Here is a 17172-nt window from a genome sequence, read left to right on the forward strand (position 1 = left end):
CCATCACTAAAGTTATTAAAAAAGGTTAATCAGCCACAAAACATCAATTTAGTTGAATTATTAGGTTTAGCTTTTAGTGTTTTACTAAATTCAGCTTTTAATGTGTTATGTCTTGAATTGCAAATCCATTTTTCTAGATAGTTTAGGTTAATTTCAATCATGATCTGATATTATAAATCTACCAGATATTGAGATATTCGAGCCATTAAGTCCTCGAATTCAGGCTGTCCTTTGAAATAGAGTTTGGAGGTTGATTTGTAACGGGCTTTAAATTTTTCTCTGAGCCCAGGGTCTGATAGCAAGAAAGCTTGGTTTTCAGTTATCGGTACTTCCAAATCCTGCTTTGGAAACCTTTTTGCTTTGTGGTCAAAGTAGGCCTCAGAACCAATGAATCCCAAAACTTCAGGGTTTTGCAAGAGGCAGGCCAAATCATAATATTGTCTCATTAAGTTAGCTTTTGGTTCAGCCCCATTTTGTTCCTGCCTATATTTGGTTGCAATAGTTTGGAGTTTCTCTACGAAGGTATAACCAGGATGATAGCAGGCTATATCAAATGCTCTGTTATCTATGATTTTAACTCTAGGGTTTAGAAATGCCTTTTCATATGCCCATGAACTGATAGTCAGCTTATTGTTAGGTGTAATTGTATCAAATCCGGCCTCAAGCAGAATCCCTTCTTTTACCCCTGCATTTTGCTCGGTGTGTGTATCAAAAAAGAGCCTGATTCCACCACTTCGATAATGTTCCAAATCATCAAAAGTGTGATCTCTTTTGATTGAGGTAACCCCGTCAATTTTGATGTTAATAGCCAGCCAATCGTAAAAATATTTTCTTGATTGTACACTCTTGTCTTTCGTGTTTTTAGGGTTTTCATTTACCCCTAACTGTGCAGGCGCTTTGATATGGATATCAATATCCTCCGAAAATCGGTGAATGATTTTATAGCCTTTAGAAAGAGAAGTACCACCTTTGAGCTCAAACTCAAATCCCTGTTTTTTTAAACCAAATAAAATATGCATGATCCAATAATCCTTTTCGATCAATTGGGCTAAAATTCCTGTTTCAACTTCGAGGATTCTTAAAAGATCAGCAAAGTCCTTTCTTTGATGTAAATATTTTGACGGTATGTTCATTTTCAAATATTGATGAAAGCAATTTTTTTGTCCTTACGTTTCCATACTCTGAAATTGTCCGCTTTATTTTTTTAGGTTCCATTAATTTGGCTTTGTCTAACGCCTGATGCATGACTTCATTTTTATCCTCAGCAAGCGTATCAAGATTGTTGATTAAATCCACTAAAAGAAATTCTTCTGATAGTTTCTTTGGAAACTTTGGCTTGGCGTGGAAGAAAAATCGTCTACCACCCAATTCAAATTCTCCATGTCGCTTATGATTATAAACTACCCGCTTGTTGTAAAGCTGCGTGGTACCAACCCCAAGACTATTATACGCATTAGGAGAGGTAATCAAAAAGTCTTCATCCTTTAAAAAACTACGTACAAGGATTGCTTCGTCTGGTGGAGTCGGCCCAAAAACCGTTTCCTTGGGATAGTAATATAGTCCATGGGACAATTTTTGTAGAGTCCCATCTTCTACCAATTGTCCTAGATGACGGTCAACAGCAGTTGTCCACTGCTCCAAATCGGCTCTACGATAGACGTTTCCACGTTTGAGGTGTTTTTTCAGGTTTTTTAAGGTGCTCATGGCTTTTATCTCTTATGCAATTTTAGCAAACTCAGTCAAAATTTGCAAGGTATTTCATTGAAAATTCATGCATACTAAAGACAAAAATATTGAAATAAATCACTTTCAGATAATCTGAAAAGGAGGCTTTTGAAAAATAATTATTGACTAGGAGCAGGAATCGAATCTATTTGGAGGTAGACCGGACCGCACGGCAGCGAAGGCACAAGATTTTAAGTCTTGTATGTTTCCTATTCCAAATTTGTAGTTACTCAATAATTGAGAGATCGTTATTAAAACAAAAAAAGCCGCCTTTTGAGCGACTTTTCTGTACCAGGAGCGGGAATCGAACCCGCACGGCCGTGAAGCCACAAGATTTTAAGTCTTGCGTGTCTACCTATTCCACCATCCCGGCTTACTCTACTGCTAGAGTATATTACCTTGAAACAACAAAGCCCTTTTGCAAGGGCTTTTTGAGCGAGAGACGAGATTCGAACTCGCGACCCCGACCTTGGCAAGGTCGTGCTCTACCAGCTGAGCTACTCTCGCATACAATATTTCAATTTTACGGTCGTGCTCTACCTCCCGATAGCTACCGGGGATGAGCTACGCTCGCTTTTCATTAATATAAGCCGAAAATCTTACATCTCCGTCTTTTGTGTGTGCAAAGGTAAAGCAGTTTTTGAAATATGCAAAAAGCAGCTATCAAAAATTTTCGGATTATCATGCAGTCACAGTTTCAATACTTGACTATCAGAACATTACTTTATTTTAAAGGGCACACGGACTATTATTAGTATTCACAACGATAACAATATACTCCAGAATTGACAGGACCATTTGTTTAAATCTTAATTTTCGGCATCATCCGACATCGGTCATCGGTCATTTTTCAAAAAAAAGTCCCCCAGCAATAAATTGAAATTCCAATTTGACATCCCCTATGTTTCCAGCTTTTTCTTGATCTCATTAAGCTTGATCAATGCTTCTATCGGTGAAATGGTATTGATATCGATGCTGCCCAACATTTCCTGTGCTTCTTTGAATTTGGGATCTATGTCAAAAAGGCTCAATTGGTAATTGTTTTTGGGCATTTCACGCATTTTCTCTTTCGAAGGAGACATTTCCTTGTCTTTTTCCAAATGCCCCATAATTTCAGATGCCCTCAAGACAATTGGGTTGGGCATCCCGGCCATTTGGGCGACATGGATACCAAAGCTATGTTCGCTTCCTCCTTCTTTTAATTTTCTAAGGAATATTACCTTGTTGCCTACTTCCTTTACCGATACATTGAAATTTTTGATTTTAGGAAAATCATCAGCCAATTGGTTGAGCTCATGATAATGGGTTGCAAACAGGGTTTTTGCCCTGAATTTAGGGTGGCTGTGCAGGTACTCCACAATGGACCATGCGATGGATATTCCATCGTAGGTTGAGGTACCTCTTCCAATTTCGTCCATTAATACCAAGCTGCTGTCCGAAAGGTTGTTAAGGATACTGGCTGTTTCGGTCATTTCGACCATAAATGTTGACTCCCCTTTGGCGAGGTTATCCGAGGCGCCCACCCTAGTAAATACCTTATCAATGATTCCAATTCTAGCATAGGAAGCAGGAACAAAGCTGCCCATTTGAGCCATTAGAACAATCAATGCAGTCTGTCTAAGTAAAGCTGATTTACCAGCCATGTTGGGTCCTGTAATGATCATGATCTGTTGGCTCTCATTGTCCAAATAAATATCATTGGGCACATAAGGTTCACCAATCGGAAGTTGTTTTTCCACTACAGGGTGACGTCCGTCTTTTATTTCAAGGGAATCGGTATCCGCAATTTTTGGTTTACAATAGTTGTTTGTTTTGGCTACCCAAGCAAAAGAGATAAGACAGTCAATGGTTGCTAAGACCCTAGCATTTTGTTGAATTTGGGCAACATACTCAGAAGCATCCTGTACCAAAGCCATGAAGTATCTCTGCTCAATGGCTATCATCCTTTCTTCTGCATTCAGGATTTTTTCTTCATATTCCTTGAGTTCCGGAGTGATGTATCTTTCTGCATTGACCAAAGTTTGTTTTCTGATCCATTCTTGAGGAACCTTATCTTTATGCGAATTGGTGACTTCAAGATAATATCCAAAGACCTTATTGAATGCGACTTTCAATGATGTAATGCCGGTACGCTGTACTTCTCTTTGTTGCATGGAGATCAAAAAATCTTTACCGGTATTTGCCAAGCCTCTGTACTCATCCAAGTCTGTATCTACTCCTGATTTGATGATGCCCCCTTGATGAATTAGCATGGGCGCGTCCTCTTGAAGTTCACGGTTGATTTTATCCAGGAGAAATTCGCAGGAATTGATCTGATCAGCCAGTTTTTTAAGAGATTCACTTTTGGAACTTGACAAGAGTGATTTGATTGGGATGGTGTTTTTGAGGGCTTTTTTCAATTGGTTCATTTCCCTTGGGTTGATCCTTCCTACAGCCACCTTGGAAATTAACCTTTCCAGATCCCCAATTTGCTTAAGATGGGAATGGATCTCATCTCTATTTTCCTCTCCTTCATAGAAATAATCTACAATTTTTAGCCTTTCCTCAATAGGTTCCTTTTCTTTTAATGGAAGTACAAGCCATTTTCTCATCATCCTTGAACCCATTGGGGTGACGGTATGGTCAAGGATTTGAATCAAAGGTATTCCGCCCTCTTGCTGGGGATAGACCAACTCCAGATTGCGAATGGTGAATTTATCCAACCAGACAAATTTTTCCTCGGCAATTCTGGAAATTGAGGAAATATGTTTGACCTCGTTGTGTTCAGTTTCTTCCAAGTAATACAAAACAGCCCCTGCTGCCACGATGCCATGCTCAAGATTTTCTATCGCAAAACCTTTAAGGTTATTGGTGGCAAAATGATTCTTTAGCTTCTCATAGGTGTAGTCAAATTGGAATACCCAATCTTCACAGTGAAAAGTTGTGTATTGATCTTTGAGCATTTCCTGAGCTCTTGATTTTACGGCTTTGGAATAAATGACCTCTGATGGGCTGAAGCTTTGAAGTAGTTTCTCTATATAGGGTTGTGTTCCCTCTGCACACATAAACTCCCCCGTCGAAAGGTCAAGGAAAGCAATCCCAAGAATTTCTTTTCCAAAATAAATGGAGGCTAGGTAATTGTTTTTTCTTTTATCCAGAACATTGTCATTGAAGGATAGTCCTGGTGTGACCAGTTCCGTTACACCTCTCTTGACGATTCCTTTGACTTCCTTTGGGTCCTCCAATTGATCACAAATGGCCACTCTGTTTCCTGCCCTAACCAATTTGGGCAAATAGTTGTCAAGGGAGTGGTGCGGGAATCCGGCCAATTCTATATGTGAAGCAGACCCATTTGCTCTTTTGGTCAGTACGATGTCCAATATTTTGGAGGCAACAATAGCATCCTGTCCAAAAGTCTCATAAAAATCACCCACCCGAAACAATAAAAGAGCTCCGGGGTGTTTGGATTTGATGGCATTGTATTGTTTCATCAAGGGAGTTTCTTTCACTTCCTTATCCTTCGCTTTGGCCATTTTGTCCCTGAATTAATTCTTTATGTTAATTTTGAAAATATTGAAAGCCTGAAATTAAAATATATCAAAAGGGAAACAAAACTACATGAGAAAATTAAACATGGAAGAACTCGGTCGATTGTCGGTGAAGGAATTCAAAGATGTCAAAAAATCGCCTATTGTCATTGTTTTGGATAATGTTAGAAGCCTTAACAATGTAGGTTCGGCTTTTCGCACTTCGGATGCGTTTTTGATCGAGAAAATTTATTTATGTGGTATAACCGGAACGCCTCCCCATAAAGAAATTCAGAAGACGGCCTTGGGAGCTACAGAATCGGTGGGTTGGGAATATCTACCGACTACTTTAGAGGCTATCTACCGATTAAAGGATTCAGGTTATCAGATATGTTCTTTTGAGCAGGTGGATCAAAGTATCATGTTGGATAACTTCGTTCCTGAAGTGAATGGCAAATATGCGATGGTTTTTGGAAATGAGGTTTTTGGTGTCGAACAGGAAGTGATCGAAAACAGTCACCACGTCATCGAAATTCCCCAGTTAGGGACAAAGCATTCACTCAATATTTCTGTGACGATGGGCATCGCGATTTGGGATTTTGTAGTGAAGTTGGGGATATTGAAAGTATAATTGGAAGGTTTGTAATCTTGCAATTATTTAAATTAAAATATCAGATATGAATTGATACCTGCCTGCCGCAGGCGGATTGGATATATTTTGATATTGATTTTGGAATTTTCGGGTAAAATTGGTTTTGATGAATTTTTGTAGATTTCAGGATATTCATAAAGCAAATAGTAAAAAAAAAGAACCTACGTAGGCTCTTTTTTTCTTTTTTGAGGTTTATTGGTATTTGCATTAATCTTCCTTGAATTTGTCCACGATATATAAGAAGAGGTTAAAAGACAAAGTGGACATTCCTTCTTTTTTGATTTCTTTCTCTCCACCCATTTTATAGATAGCATTATCTTTTTTGAATTGGGTGGTATTTGTACCTGATTTAGTTTCAATAGTTGGAGAGACTGATTGTCTCTGAAAATTCTCAGATTTTTGTTCTGATATTGATGACTCAGGACTTTCGAACTGATTTGCGGAATCGCTGTTCCTAGGCAGCTCAGGAGTATTTCTATCCCTTTCGTTTTGGGCAAATGAAGCAAAACTCAAAAAAAGACAAAACAATATTAAAAATGGTACTACTTTACTGCCTTTTGAAGAAATTTTGATTGGATTTGTCATTTATTTCCGAGGTTTGATTGATTTAACTGAATATTTTCAGCAAAGTTTTCAAAGTTATAAAATAAATTCCTCAATGCAAACGATTGACTTCATTGATTTTCAAAGAATAGACATTAGGATTGGCACTATTGTAAGGGTGGAAAATTTTGAAAAAGCAAGAAAACCCGCTTTTAAGCTATGGGTGGATTTAGGTGGTTTGGGCATCAAAAAGTCCTCAGCACAAATCACGGATCTTTATACATCTGAAACCTTGATTGGGAAGCAGGTAATTTGTGTGTGTAATTTTGCTCCAAGACAAATTGCAGATTTTATGTCTGAAGTATTGGTGACCGGTTTTGATAATGGTAAGGGGGATATTATCCTCGCAACTTCAGACAATCAGGCCCCAAATGGAGCTAAGTTGCATTAGACATTAATTTTGATTTTTAGCCCCTCCTCGCTCATTTCAGATTGGTAGATTGTCAGGTCAGGACATTGTCCGGAGGTTACGCTACCGGTTTTTAAATCAAACCGGTATTCATGTAAATGACAGATCACTTCCTGTATTCCATTAATGAATCCTTGTGATAAATTAGCTTTCCTATGTGGACACAGTGTTTCAAAGACAAAAAAATTTTCGCCATCTCGAGTCACACAAACTTTTGTTGACCCAAGTTGCACTATTTTGATCTGTTTGTCGGGAATAAGCCGTAGAACCTGTTCTTTGCTCGTTCCTAATGTAAAGGTTTTCATTAGAAATTGTAAAATGCTAAATTCGAATATAAATTAAACATAACACATTATGAAAGAAATCATAGCCTTATTGATCATGTTGTTTCCGGGATTATTGGTTGCACAATCTCTGGAGGGTGCATGGAAAATGACGCATCAAAACGGTAAACCCATGACTGATGTAGAATATATTAAAATTATTCAGGATGGTTATTTTGCATTTGGCTCTAAAGAGGTTGGTACAAATAAATTTGTAAGTGCAGGTGGAGGTGAATTTATCATAAAGGACAATGCTTATCAGGAGACGTTGGATTTTTTTACTATCAAACCCGAGGTGGTTGGGGAAACCACTGTTTTCAAATTGGATTTGGCAGATAAAAAAATGGTTATTTCAGGAAAGGTACAGGGTCAGACTTTGGTGGAGATTTGGGAAAAAGTGGGAGATAGAACAGATGAATTAACAGCTAACTGGGTGATAACAGGAAGAAAAAGAGATGGGGAAATTTCGAGAAGTACACCCGGTGCAAGAAGGACTGTGAAAATCTTAAGTGGTGGCAGATTCCAATGGATTGCCTTTAACTCTGCAACCAAGGAATTTATGGGTACCGGAGGAGGCACCTATACTGCCCAAAACGGAAAATATACAGAGAGCATCACATTTTTCTCAAGGGATGATTCTAGAGTCGGAGCAAGCTTGGAATTTGATTTTGAAGTAATTGATGGAGAATGGCATCATTCTGGACAAAGTTCTACAGGAAATCCAATTTATGAAATTTGGACAAGATATAAAGATGCATATACTCCCATAAAATAAGAATAAATTAAACTTCAGGAAAACTTAAAAAGATGAGGGTAAATCAACCCTTAAATATTTTCTTGTAAATCGGTTTTCTGTACAAAAACTGAAGAAAGAGTGCGGGATATAACATCAGGGTCAATAGAGAAAAACCACTTTTGTAGGTGATTTCATCTCTGATAATGCTACCTTGACCTGATTTGATAATTCGATGCTTGTGCTGCCATTCTTTTAAAAAAAACGGAAGTTCTACCCCTTTATCTATAAAATAAAATTCCTGATCCGTAGTCTTATCTGCTACAATTTCACTTGTCCATTTTTGTTTGAAAAAGATAAAATTGAGCTCAAGTGTAACAAAATCACCTTTTATGGATCCGTCAAAGCGCAACAACTTTACAGGTGGAAAAGGAGGACTCAGTTTTGTAAACAAGCTTTGGTTAAAACCTTCTTTTACTTTTAGGAAGTCCTGTTGAACCACAGTCTCTATATTGATCTTCATGTCAGATTAAGTTTATTGGATAAACCTTGTTTAATTCTGGAAATCAAAGAATCCCTTGGGTTTTATTGTTGATGCAATGATAGATCTTATTAATAAATCCATTTTTTGCCAAAAAACCCAAGGGATATTATTGATTATCGGATTCCGATGATTTTGCTTAGTTTAGTTTCTTAAGGTATTTGAAAAACTCACTGTCAGAAGATAAAATGATACTGGTATTTTCATCCATTGATTTCTCAAAACTTTCCATGGTCCTTAGGAACTTGTAAAGGTCCACCGACGTACGGTTTTTATTGTATGCAGATGCATAGATATCCGTGGCTTCGGCATCGGCACGTCCTTTGATTTCTTCTGCTTCTCTAAATGCATTAGACTGGATTTCAGCAAGGTCTCTTTCTTTATCACCTTCGATTTTTCTTGCTTCACCCTGACCTTCGGACCTGAACTGATCTGCAATCCTGTTTCTTTCAGAAATCATCCTGTCATAGACTCGGTCCCTTACCTCATCGACATAATTCATCCTTTTGAACTTAAAGTCCAAAATCCGGACTCCCAAGTCAGCCGTTCTTTCATTGGCTTTTTCCAAAACTATTTTTTCGATTATTGCTCTACCAACTGAGATATCATCCAATCTTTCAATTTCCTCCATAAACTCTTCGGTGATTTCCGGGTCTCTGTTTGTCGACCTGACAATGTCCAACAAATCATGGCTTGCTATTGCATTTCTGGTTTCTCCATCCAATATGTCATCCAATCTCGATTGGGCAGATCGCTCATCTCTTAACCTGATAAAGAACTGCAATGGATTGGTGATTTCCCATCTCGCATAGGTATCAACAAAGATAAATTTCTTGTCTTTGGTAGGCACTTGGTTTTTATTCCCATCCCATTCCAGATATCTTTTGTCGAAGAACTGCACTTTGTTCAGAAAAGGAATTTTGAAATTCAATCCAGGTTCGGTCCTCGGGTCACCCACAGGCCTTCCGAATTGGGTGACTATTGCTTGTTGAGTTTCATCAAGTATATATATGGTATTTGTTAAAACCAAAACAGTGATTGCAACCAAACTAATTAAAATTATTCTTTTCGTTCTCATGGGTTAATTGCTTTAGCTCTGTCAATATTTAACAACGGTAACACATTGTTGCCTTTTTCATCGACAATGATTTTGTTACCGATATTTGGCAATATTTTTTCCATTGTTTCCAAGTAAATTCTCTGCTTGGTTACCTCAGGCGCTTTGATATAGGCTTCAAAGAGAGAATTAAATCTGTCTGATTCACCTTTCGCTCTGTTTACCCGGTTGAGGGCATAGGCCTCCGCCAACTGCACTGTTTCAAGCGCCTCACCTCTTGCTCTAGGGATCACTCTATTGTATTCTGCCTCAGCCTGATTGATGAGTGTTTCTCTTTCCTGTTGGGCTTCATTTACTGCATTGAAAGAAGGTTTGACCGGTTCAGGAGGATTGACATCCTGTAAGACTACCTGGTCAATGCGTATTCCATTTTCATATTCATCACAAAGTTGTTGTAATAAAACTTCCACACTTGAGGCTACTTCCTGACGCCCAACTGTAAGGACTTCATTTACTGTCCTATCTCCTACTATTTTTCTCATAGATGCTTCAGACATATCCCTAAGGGTCTTTTCAGCATTTCTGACCCTGAATAGATACCTATAGGAATCCACAATTCTATACTGTACCACCCATTCCACATCTGTGAGGTTGAGGTCACCTGTAAGCATCATGCTTTCATCCCCATAATTTCCACTGGAATATTCGCTTCTTTGTGAAGCCTGGGTTGTGCGGAATCCAAATTCCTGCTTTAATTGACGTTGCACAGGAATTTTGTACATGGACTCGAAGCCAAAAGGTAAAATAAAGCTTAGTCCTGGTTCAACAGTCCTATTGTATTTGCCGAGTTGAATGACAACCCCCTCTTCTTCCGGGCCTACAGTTTTGGTGCTTGTGACCGCTGCCACCAACACCACAAAACCCAAAATGATCCGGCCGAGGTATTTCTTGATCCAATCAGGATCAATATTGATTTCATATTTGTTTTCTGCCATATCTGTATTTGGTTTAGTCGTTAATTTTCAATCGAAGACCGAAATTAGGTTTATTTTCTAAAAGGTAAGTACAAAAATCAAAAAGAGAATCAGCCAGATCATATCCATAAAATGCCAATAACTGGTAAAAAGTTGGATACGCATTTTTTCAAAGGGATTGGTCAGCATAATCAAATGTTTGACTTCATCCTTTTCTACTCTGCTATATTGATACACCATTATGATGGCAAAAGTCATGGCACCCACCAAATGAAAAATATGAATACCACTCAATACATATAAAAAACTCCCACTGGGCAATCCTCGGAAGTCAACTCCCATGTCCCCGAGTTCTTTCCATCCCATAAACTGTAACCCCGTGAAGATTATCCCAAGGAAAAAAGTCAAAAGCAAGCTATTTTTGAGTTTGGTCACGTCGTCCTCCTTGAAATGTAGCATCATTTTGGTCACTGTATACCCGGAGACCAAAATGATCAAAGAACTCAAAATAAATGATTTTGGCATTTTAAACTTTACACCTTCCATCATGGAGATATCTGAGGATAAAAATGCAACTGTCATAAAGAGAAAAATAAGGCCACTACCAAACATGCCCAAATAAAGCAGGGTCTGGTAAGGATGCATATTTTCTATTCTTTGAAACCAGGTTTCTTTGGTTTTTTCCATTCGATTTTTCAACTACTCTATCTTAAACATTTTAAGGCCTCTTAGGTTCAGCCTAAAAGGATACAATTTCATAAAAGCTTTTAGGAAGCAGATTAAAAATCAATTTCATAACTTTGCACCCTAATATTCCTACCCAACCAATTTTGGAAAAAAAATCATTTCTTTCTTTATACCAAAGCGATCCCTTTGTTCAGACCTTGGCGGACACCATCTCGACCAATAGAAAAGGAAACTATCAGTTTAAAGGTCTTTCAGGCAGTTTAGACATGGTGGTTTTTTCATCAATTTATAAAATAACGAAAGGTTGCCATGTGATAGTGGCCCATGATAAAGAGGAAGCAGCCTACCTAAATAACGATATTCAGGAATTGTTGGGAGAAAATATAACCTACTACTTCCCTTCCAGCTACAAAAGACCCTATCAGTTTGATGAAATTGAAAATGCGAATGTGCTACAAAGGGCTGAAGTGCTCAACAAGATTTTGGTTCAGGAAAGAGAAAATCCGATAATCATTACTTATGCAGAGGCTTTGTATGAAAAAGTCATCAACAAAAGATCCCTGAAAGAAAATACTTTTTTGGCAACCGTTGGTGAAAAAGTTGATTTGGAATTTATTGCAGAATTGCTCAATACCTATGATTTTGAAAAAACTGATTTTGTGTTTGAACCGGGGCAGTTTGCTATTCGGGGCGGAATATTGGATATTTTTTCCTACGCCAATGAACTTCCTTTCAGGCTGGAACTTTTCGGAAAAGAGATAGAGTCCATCAGAACATTTGATCCAGAAACTCAACTTTCACTGGAAAAGATTGATCAGATCAGTATCATTCCAAATGTACAGACCAAGCTTTTACAGGAACAAAGACAGTCATTTCTGGAATTTCTTCCAGCCAACACATTGATGTGGTTCAAGGATTTTCAGTTTACATTGGATATCATGGAGGAGTATTTCCAAAAAGCCCATAGCCAATTTGATCAGATTGTTACCGCCAATGAAAAGCTTCTGCTCAAACCGGAAGATCTTTTTGATGGACAGGTAGCATTTTCAGAATTTGCTAAAAAATTCGGTAAGCTTGAATTTGGTCATAAGTTCTATTTCAAGGATGCAGAAGTATTTAACTTCAATTCCAAGCCACAGCCCTCTTTCAACAAGAACTTTGACCTATTGGTAGAAAATCTGGTTGATAATGAGAAAAAAGGTTGGCTGAATATCATCTGTTCGGAAAGCGACAAGCAAATACAGCGACTTGAAAATATATTCAACGAATTGGATCCTACACTTAGGGTTCAATCCCTGCAGATAGGTCTTAGGGAAGGTTTTGTGGACAAAAACCATGAGATTGCCTGCTATACCGACCACCAGATTTTTGAGAGATTCCACCGCTACAAGACAAAAGCCAAAGCGAGTAAATCCAAAGCCCTTACACTAAGGGAACTAAAGGCCCTTCATCCTGGTGACTTTATCGTCCATGTGGATTACGGTGTAGGAAGATTTGCAGGTTTGGAAAAAGTGGATGTCCATGGTAAATCTCAGGAAGCGGTCAGGCTGATATTCAGGGATGATGACCTGTTATTTGTCAATATCCATTCCCTGCACAAAATCTCCAAATATTCCGGTCAGGAAGGAAACATGCCTAGCATGTCCAAACTCGGATCTCCCGAGTGGGAAAATAAAAAGAGTAGGGTCAAAGGCAAAGTCAAGGACATAGCCAAAGACTTGATCTCTCTATATGCCAAAAGAAAAAGTGCGCCGGGATTTCAGTTTTCCCCGGATTCAGTTCTCCAGGTTGAATTGGAGAGCTCTTTTGTTTTTGAAGATACACCGGACCAGGCCGTGGCTACTGCGGATGTGAAAGCGGACATGGAAAAAAGCTATCCGATGGACAGGTTGGTCTGTGGCGATGTGGGTTTTGGAAAAACGGAGGTTGCCATCAGGGCAGCTTTCAAAGCTTTGAATGACAGAAAGCAGGTAGCGGTATTGGTGCCCACCACGATTTTGGCCATGCAGCATTATCATACCTTCAAAGAAAGACTCACAGGTTTTCCTGTGAAAGTAGAATATATCAACAGGTTCCGCTCCACAAAAGAAATCAAAGAAATCACCCAACAGGTCACCACAGGGGAGATTGATATCCTGATCGGAACACATAGGATAGTCAATAAGGATATCAAATTCAAAAACCTTGGATTATTGGTCATTGATGAAGAACAGAAATTTGGCGTAAAAGTCAAGGATCAGTTGAAGGAAATGAAGGTCAATGTAGATGTATTGACTTTGACAGCAACACCCATTCCAAGAACTTTACATTTCTCATTGATGGGTGCGCGGGATCTTTCTGTCATCGCAACCCCTCCGCCCAATCGTCAGCCCGTTACCACTGAAATACATACTTTCAGGGAAGAGGTGATAAGAGATGCCATTTCATTTGAGATTCGTCGGGGCGGGCAGGTATTTTTTGTACACAACCGTGTCGGGGAAATCGATGCCGTAGCCAATCTGATCTTAAGGTTGGTACCTGATGCAAGAGTGGCATCAGCCCATGGCCAAATGGATGGAAAAAAACTGGAAAACATCATGGTCAAATTCATTGAAGGAGAATATGATGTGTTGGTTTCGACCAATATCATTGAATCCGGTTTGGATATACCTAATGCCAACACCATCATTATTAACCGGGCCCACATGTTTGGCCTCAGTGACCTGCATCAGATGCGGGGCCGTGTGGGAAGGAGCAATAAAAAGGCTTTCTGCTACCTATTGACCACTCCGACTTCAGGGCTAACAGCAGAAGCTAGGAAGAGATTACAAACTTTAGAGGAGTTTTCTGATTTGGGAGATGGTTTTAAAGTGGCCATGAGGGATTTGGACATAAGGGGTGCCGGCAATCTTCTGGGAGCCGAGCAAAGTGGGTTTATCACTGACCTTGGTTTTGAAATGTACCATAAGATCCTGGATGAAGCTGTGCAGGAGTTGAAGGAAAATGAATTTGCCGAACTTTTCGAGGTGGACTTAAAGGAAAAGGTACAGGTATTGGTACAGGATTGTGTGATCGAAACTGATTTGGAGCTATTGATTCCGGAGACCTATGTGAGCAATATTTCAGAAAGGTTGGGACTTTATGCCAAACTGGACAACATCAAAAAGGAATCCGAACTTCTTACCTATATACAATCCATCACGGACCGGTTTGGTCCAATTCCTGATACAGTGGAGGATTTGTTCGAAACAGTCAGGTTGCGATGGATAGCCGAAGATTTGGGATTTGAAAAGCTGGTGATCAAAAACGGCATCATGAAATGCTACTTTTTGCCCCCTGAAAAAGAAAAGTACTTCAAGTCAGATACCTTTGGCAAGGTTTTGGCGTTTATACAAACACAAGGGAAATATTGTAAAATCAAAGAAGCGAAGAACCGCTTAATCCTCATAATCAACGAGGTAAATACAATAGAAAAAGCAAAAAAATGGCTCTTGGGAATGAAAAATTCATAAATTTTGAAAATTTTTAATCAAGGCTTATTTGTTATTCCTCTCAAAATATTTGTATTATTTTCAACAATCCCGCAAAAATCCCATTTTCTACGAAGGAGGGTACAAAAAAAATAATTGTGTTAAGATATTAATGATTATATATTAGCGTTCTATTTGTGCATAAAAACACTTTAATACTATGGTTTTTAGAAATAACAAAACAGGCTTGATTTTAGCCTCCGCATTAATCATTGCAGGAGCATTTCTTAGTTCCTGTAATAAAACTCCAGGCTACGGCAGAAGGACTGCCGCCAAGCCAGGTAAGGCCAGCCCTACTACGGGTGCTGCCTACAGCTTTGACGCTTCAAAAGACAGTACACAGTTTTTGGTTACCAGATTAGCCAAACAGGAAATCGGACCCAATCTGAAATACATCCAAGGTGGTCGTGCCGTCCTAGGTTCCCAGGAACAGGATGTCATGGCTTTCAGGGACAACGCCGAAAGGACAGTCACCATTGCCTCCTTCTTTATGGATGAGACAGAAATCACGAACAATGATTACCGAGAGTTTCTTTTCCACATGAAGAAAAAGGTTAGCGCAGATTCCATTCAGAAATTAGAACCTCAGGAAGGTGTTTGGGCAGGTGCGTTATCTTACAATGACGTTTATGACACATATTACTTCAGATTTCCCGGTTTTAACTTTTATCCGGTAGCAGGTGTTTCCTGGTCCCAGGCCAATGTCTATGCCAAGTGGAGAACGGAGTTCGTGTCTGACCTTATCCGTGAGAAAAACAAAATCGACAGTTCCTTTACTAAAAACCAGTTGATTGAAAGAGGTGTTGCTTTTGCAGAATACCGACTACCAAGTGAGGCTGAATGGGAATATGCTGCCAAAGCTATGATCGGAACACAATATATGGATGAAAACCAGGAACATGGACGAATCTATCCATGGGATGGAAGAGGAGTTAGAAATCCATACAATGTCAAAAGAAAAGGCAAGCAAGGTGATTTCTTGGCCAACTTCAAAAGAGGTCGAGGTGATTACGCAGGTATCGCAGGTAGCAAATCCAATGACGGTGAAATCCTCCCTACCAACGTGTATGACTTCCCTCCGAATGATTTTGGACTCTATCACATGGCCGGAAATGTCAACGAATGGGTTCAGGATGTTTACAGACCGCTTTCTTATCAGGATTTTGATGACCTCAACCCTTTGAGAAAAGACGGTATTTTTGATGAGGAAGAGACTTATGGTACGACCTTGATTACTGACGAATACAGAGTTTACAAAGGAGGTTCTTGGAGAGATATGGCTTATTGGCTTGCCCCAGGAACAAGAAGATTTATCCATCAGGATTCCGCCACCAACCATATCGGTTTCAGATGCGCGATGATATCCATAGGTGGACAAGGAAAATAATTGTTTGTGTTTTTATAGAATTTAAAGAGGAGCCTTACAAGGGCTCCTTTTTTTTGTGGACCTATTTAAATTGATAGAGGCATTCTATCAAAATCAGGATAGCTAGTGGTAAAATACTTGGCCTTGTCACTTCGACGGTAGGTCTTGTCCGCCGGGGCGGAAGAGGTCTATACCCACTTAGGTTTTAGATTTCTCTCTACGTTCGAAATGACAAGGAGAAGCTGTTTTCATTATTACCCTATCTCCTAGTTTAACTACCACCCATCCTTTCTAAAAAACCAAATACCCAAAAAATCACTTATATTAAAGACAATTGATCTAATTTCAATACCACTAAACTTACTAATACCCTCATGATAAAGATAAAGAAAACAGCCTTTTTACTGACAATTTGCTACCTAACTGTGATTGGCTTTGTTCAGGGACAGGATGAAATGTCCTATCAGACACCACCAAAAGCCATTGCTGATTTGGTGGATTCTCCTCTGACCCCAACTGTCAGTTTTAGCCGTTCAGGAGATTTGATGTTGCTTTTGGAAAGAGCGGGCAATCCCTCCATAGAGGACTTGGCACAGCCTGAACTCCGGATAGGTGGAATCAGAATCAACCCCGCAACAAATGGTCCTTCAAGATCGGGGAGTTATTATAATGTCATTGTAAAAAACACAAGAACCGGTCTACAGCAAACCATCAAAGGTCTTCCAAATATTCCCAATCTGGGAGGTATTTCTCTATCCAAAGATGAAAAATATGCAGCAGTTAATAATACCACCAACACAGGCATCAGCCTTTGGGTAATAGATCTGACTACCTATGAGGCCAAAAAGTTAACGGATGAAATTGTCAATGCAACCTTTGGTTCGGCCATTTCCTGGACTCCGGACAATAAGATTTTGCTAAAAGCTACAAATCCCAAAAGAGGACAAATGCCGAAAGCCCCTTTAGCTCCTTCCGGTCCGATTATTCAGGAAACCTCAGGCAATGCAGCCCCTTCCAGGACCTATCAGGATTTGTTGAGTAACCCCTATGATGAGCAGGTATTAGCGTATTTTATGGATTCCCAACT

Annotated in this window: 14 protein-coding genes, 2 tRNA genes and 1 pseudogene; 6 read left to right on the plus strand and 11 right to left on the minus strand. The window is 39.2% G+C overall.

The features are described 5' to 3' along the window. Window positions 1-170 precede the first annotated feature (170 nt). The 5 genes from ACEW8U_RS02215 to mutS all read right to left on the minus strand — a co-directional run bounded on the left by ACEW8U_RS02215 (window position 171) and on the right by mutS (window position 5237). Window positions 171-1133: a nucleotidyl transferase AbiEii/AbiGii toxin family protein gene (locus tag ACEW8U_RS02215; protein WP_373520402.1), complete on the minus strand. Its 963-nt coding sequence runs from the start codon at window positions 1131-1133 to the stop codon at window positions 171-173. Further along, entirely contained in the window at window positions 1087-1704 is a 618-nt protein-coding gene (locus tag ACEW8U_RS02220; RefSeq protein ID WP_373520403.1) for a hypothetical protein, read from the minus strand. The genes ACEW8U_RS02215 and ACEW8U_RS02220 overlap by 47 nt, the downstream gene beginning before the upstream one ends. Window positions 1705-2014: 310 nt before the next feature. Continuing rightward, window positions 2015-2098 (minus strand) — tRNA-Leu (locus ACEW8U_RS02225). A 61-nt stretch (window positions 2099-2159) separates the two neighbouring features. Continuing rightward, a tRNA-Gly gene (locus tag ACEW8U_RS02230) sits at window positions 2160-2232 on the minus strand. A gap of 392 nt (window positions 2233-2624) precedes the next feature. Then, window positions 2625-5237, minus strand: coding sequence for a DNA mismatch repair protein MutS (mutS, locus tag ACEW8U_RS02235; protein WP_373520404.1), 2613 nt, complete (start codon window positions 5235-5237; stop codon window positions 2625-2627). 85 nt (window positions 5238-5322) lie between these two features. On the opposite strand from mutS, the gene ACEW8U_RS02240 reads away from it, so the two are divergent. Beyond that, entirely contained in the window at window positions 5323-5862 is a 540-nt protein-coding gene (locus tag ACEW8U_RS02240; protein WP_373520405.1) for an RNA methyltransferase, read from the plus strand. Between the two features lie 228 nt (window positions 5863-6090). On the opposite strand, the gene ACEW8U_RS02245 is transcribed toward ACEW8U_RS02240, so the two are convergent. After that, window positions 6091-6468 (minus strand): hypothetical protein, encoded by a 378-nt coding sequence (locus ACEW8U_RS02245; protein WP_373520406.1) that lies wholly within the window; start codon window positions 6466-6468, stop codon window positions 6091-6093. Between the two features lie 73 nt (window positions 6469-6541). Here ACEW8U_RS02245 and ACEW8U_RS02250 point away from each other — a divergent pair, with 73 nt between their 5' ends. Further along, window positions 6542-6877, plus strand: a complete 336-nt coding sequence (locus ACEW8U_RS02250) for a tRNA-binding protein (protein WP_373520407.1) — start codon at window positions 6542-6544, stop codon at window positions 6875-6877. Here ACEW8U_RS02250 and ACEW8U_RS02255 read toward each other — a convergent pair. Next, window positions 6874-7200 carry a Rieske (2Fe-2S) protein gene (locus ACEW8U_RS02255; protein ID WP_373520408.1) on the minus strand — a complete coding sequence of 109 codons (327 nt, stop codon included), beginning with the start codon at window positions 7198-7200 and terminating at the stop codon, window positions 6874-6876. The genes ACEW8U_RS02250 and ACEW8U_RS02255 overlap by 4 nt on opposite strands. 49 nt (window positions 7201-7249) lie before the next feature. Here ACEW8U_RS02255 and ACEW8U_RS02260 point away from each other — a divergent pair, with 49 nt between their 5' ends. Next, the gene (locus tag ACEW8U_RS02260) at window positions 7250-7993 is read left to right on the plus strand and encodes a hypothetical protein (RefSeq protein WP_373520409.1); all 744 of its coding nucleotides are present in this window, start codon (window positions 7250-7252) and stop codon (window positions 7991-7993) included. 43 nt (window positions 7994-8036) lie between these two features. On the opposite strand, the gene ACEW8U_RS02265 is transcribed toward ACEW8U_RS02260, so the two are convergent. From ACEW8U_RS02265 to ACEW8U_RS02280, 4 genes are all read right to left on the minus strand, one after another. Further along, on the minus strand, window positions 8037-8474 hold the full coding sequence (locus ACEW8U_RS02265; RefSeq protein ID WP_373520410.1) for a hypothetical protein: 438 nt from the start codon (window positions 8472-8474) through the stop codon (window positions 8037-8039). Between the two features lie 157 nt (window positions 8475-8631). Continuing rightward, window positions 8632-9570 carry a protease modulator HflC gene (hflC, locus tag ACEW8U_RS02270; RefSeq protein ID WP_373520411.1) on the minus strand — a complete coding sequence of 313 codons (939 nt, stop codon included), beginning with the start codon at window positions 9568-9570 and terminating at the stop codon, window positions 8632-8634. Beyond that, window positions 9567-10544 carry an FtsH protease activity modulator HflK gene (gene hflK, locus ACEW8U_RS02275; protein ID WP_373520412.1) on the minus strand — a complete coding sequence of 326 codons (978 nt, stop codon included), beginning with the start codon at window positions 10542-10544 and terminating at the stop codon, window positions 9567-9569. The genes hflC and hflK overlap by 4 nt, the downstream gene beginning before the upstream one ends. 57 nt (window positions 10545-10601) lie before the next feature. After that, complete coding sequence (locus ACEW8U_RS02280; RefSeq protein WP_373520413.1) at window positions 10602-11210, minus strand: heme-copper oxidase subunit III; 609 nt, start codon at window positions 11208-11210, stop codon at window positions 10602-10604. Window positions 11211-11353: 143 nt separating this feature from the next. Between ACEW8U_RS02280 and mfd the strand changes: the two genes are divergently transcribed. The 3 genes and pseudogenes from mfd to ACEW8U_RS02295 all read left to right on the plus strand — a co-directional run. Further along, window positions 11354-14701: a transcription-repair coupling factor gene (gene mfd / locus ACEW8U_RS02285; RefSeq protein ID WP_373520414.1), complete on the plus strand. Its 3348-nt coding sequence runs from the start codon at window positions 11354-11356 to the stop codon at window positions 14699-14701. Window positions 14702-14879: 178 nt separating this feature from the next. Then, complete coding sequence (gldJ, locus tag ACEW8U_RS02290) at window positions 14880-16106, plus strand: gliding motility lipoprotein GldJ (RefSeq protein WP_373520415.1); 1227 nt, start codon at window positions 14880-14882, stop codon at window positions 16104-16106. A 353-nt stretch (window positions 16107-16459) separates the two neighbouring features. Continuing rightward, window positions 16460-17172 (plus strand): annotated as a pseudogene (locus ACEW8U_RS02295) (S9 family peptidase); the annotation flags it as partial.

Origin of the sequence: Aquiflexum sp. (genome assembly GCF_041751335.1) — a bacterium.
Taxonomy (GTDB): domain Bacteria; phylum Bacteroidota; class Bacteroidia; order Cytophagales; family Cyclobacteriaceae; genus Aquiflexum.

Bases quoted from the DNA above. Each gene is read 5' to 3' on its own strand.
- ACEW8U_RS02265 (WP_373520410.1), bottom strand. From the start codon at position 8,474: ATGAAGATCAATATAGAGACTGTGGTTCAACAGGACTTCCTAAAAGTA.
- hflK (WP_373520412.1), bottom strand. From the start codon at position 10,544: ATGGCAGAAAACAAATATGAAATCAATATTGATCCTGATTGGATCAAG.
- ACEW8U_RS02250 (WP_373520407.1), top strand. From the start codon at position 6,542: ATGCAAACGATTGACTTCATTGATTTTCAAAGAATAGACATTAGGATT.
- ACEW8U_RS02280 (WP_373520413.1), bottom strand. From the start codon at position 11,210: ATGGAAAAAACCAAAGAAACCTGGTTTCAAAGAATAGAAAATATGCAT.
- ACEW8U_RS02220 (WP_373520403.1), bottom strand. From the start codon at position 1,704: ATGAGCACCTTAAAAAACCTGAAAAAACACCTCAAACGTGGAAACGTC.
- hflC (WP_373520411.1), bottom strand. From the start codon at position 9,570: ATGAGAACGAAAAGAATAATTTTAATTAGTTTGGTTGCAATCACTGTT.
- ACEW8U_RS02260 (WP_373520409.1), top strand. From the start codon at position 7,250: ATGAAAGAAATCATAGCCTTATTGATCATGTTGTTTCCGGGATTATTG.
- ACEW8U_RS02240 (WP_373520405.1), top strand. From the start codon at position 5,323: ATGAGAAAATTAAACATGGAAGAACTCGGTCGATTGTCGGTGAAGGAA.
- ACEW8U_RS02245 (WP_373520406.1), bottom strand. From the start codon at position 6,468: ATGACAAATCCAATCAAAATTTCTTCAAAAGGCAGTAAAGTAGTACCA.
- ACEW8U_RS02255 (WP_373520408.1), bottom strand. From the start codon at position 7,200: ATGAAAACCTTTACATTAGGAACGAGCAAAGAACAGGTTCTACGGCTT.
- gldJ (WP_373520415.1), top strand. From the start codon at position 14,880: ATGGTTTTTAGAAATAACAAAACAGGCTTGATTTTAGCCTCCGCATTA.
- ACEW8U_RS02215 (WP_373520402.1), bottom strand. From the start codon at position 1,133: ATGAACATACCGTCAAAATATTTACATCAAAGAAAGGACTTTGCTGAT.
- mutS (WP_373520404.1), bottom strand. From the start codon at position 5,237: ATGGCCAAAGCGAAGGATAAGGAAGTGAAAGAAACTCCCTTGATGAAA.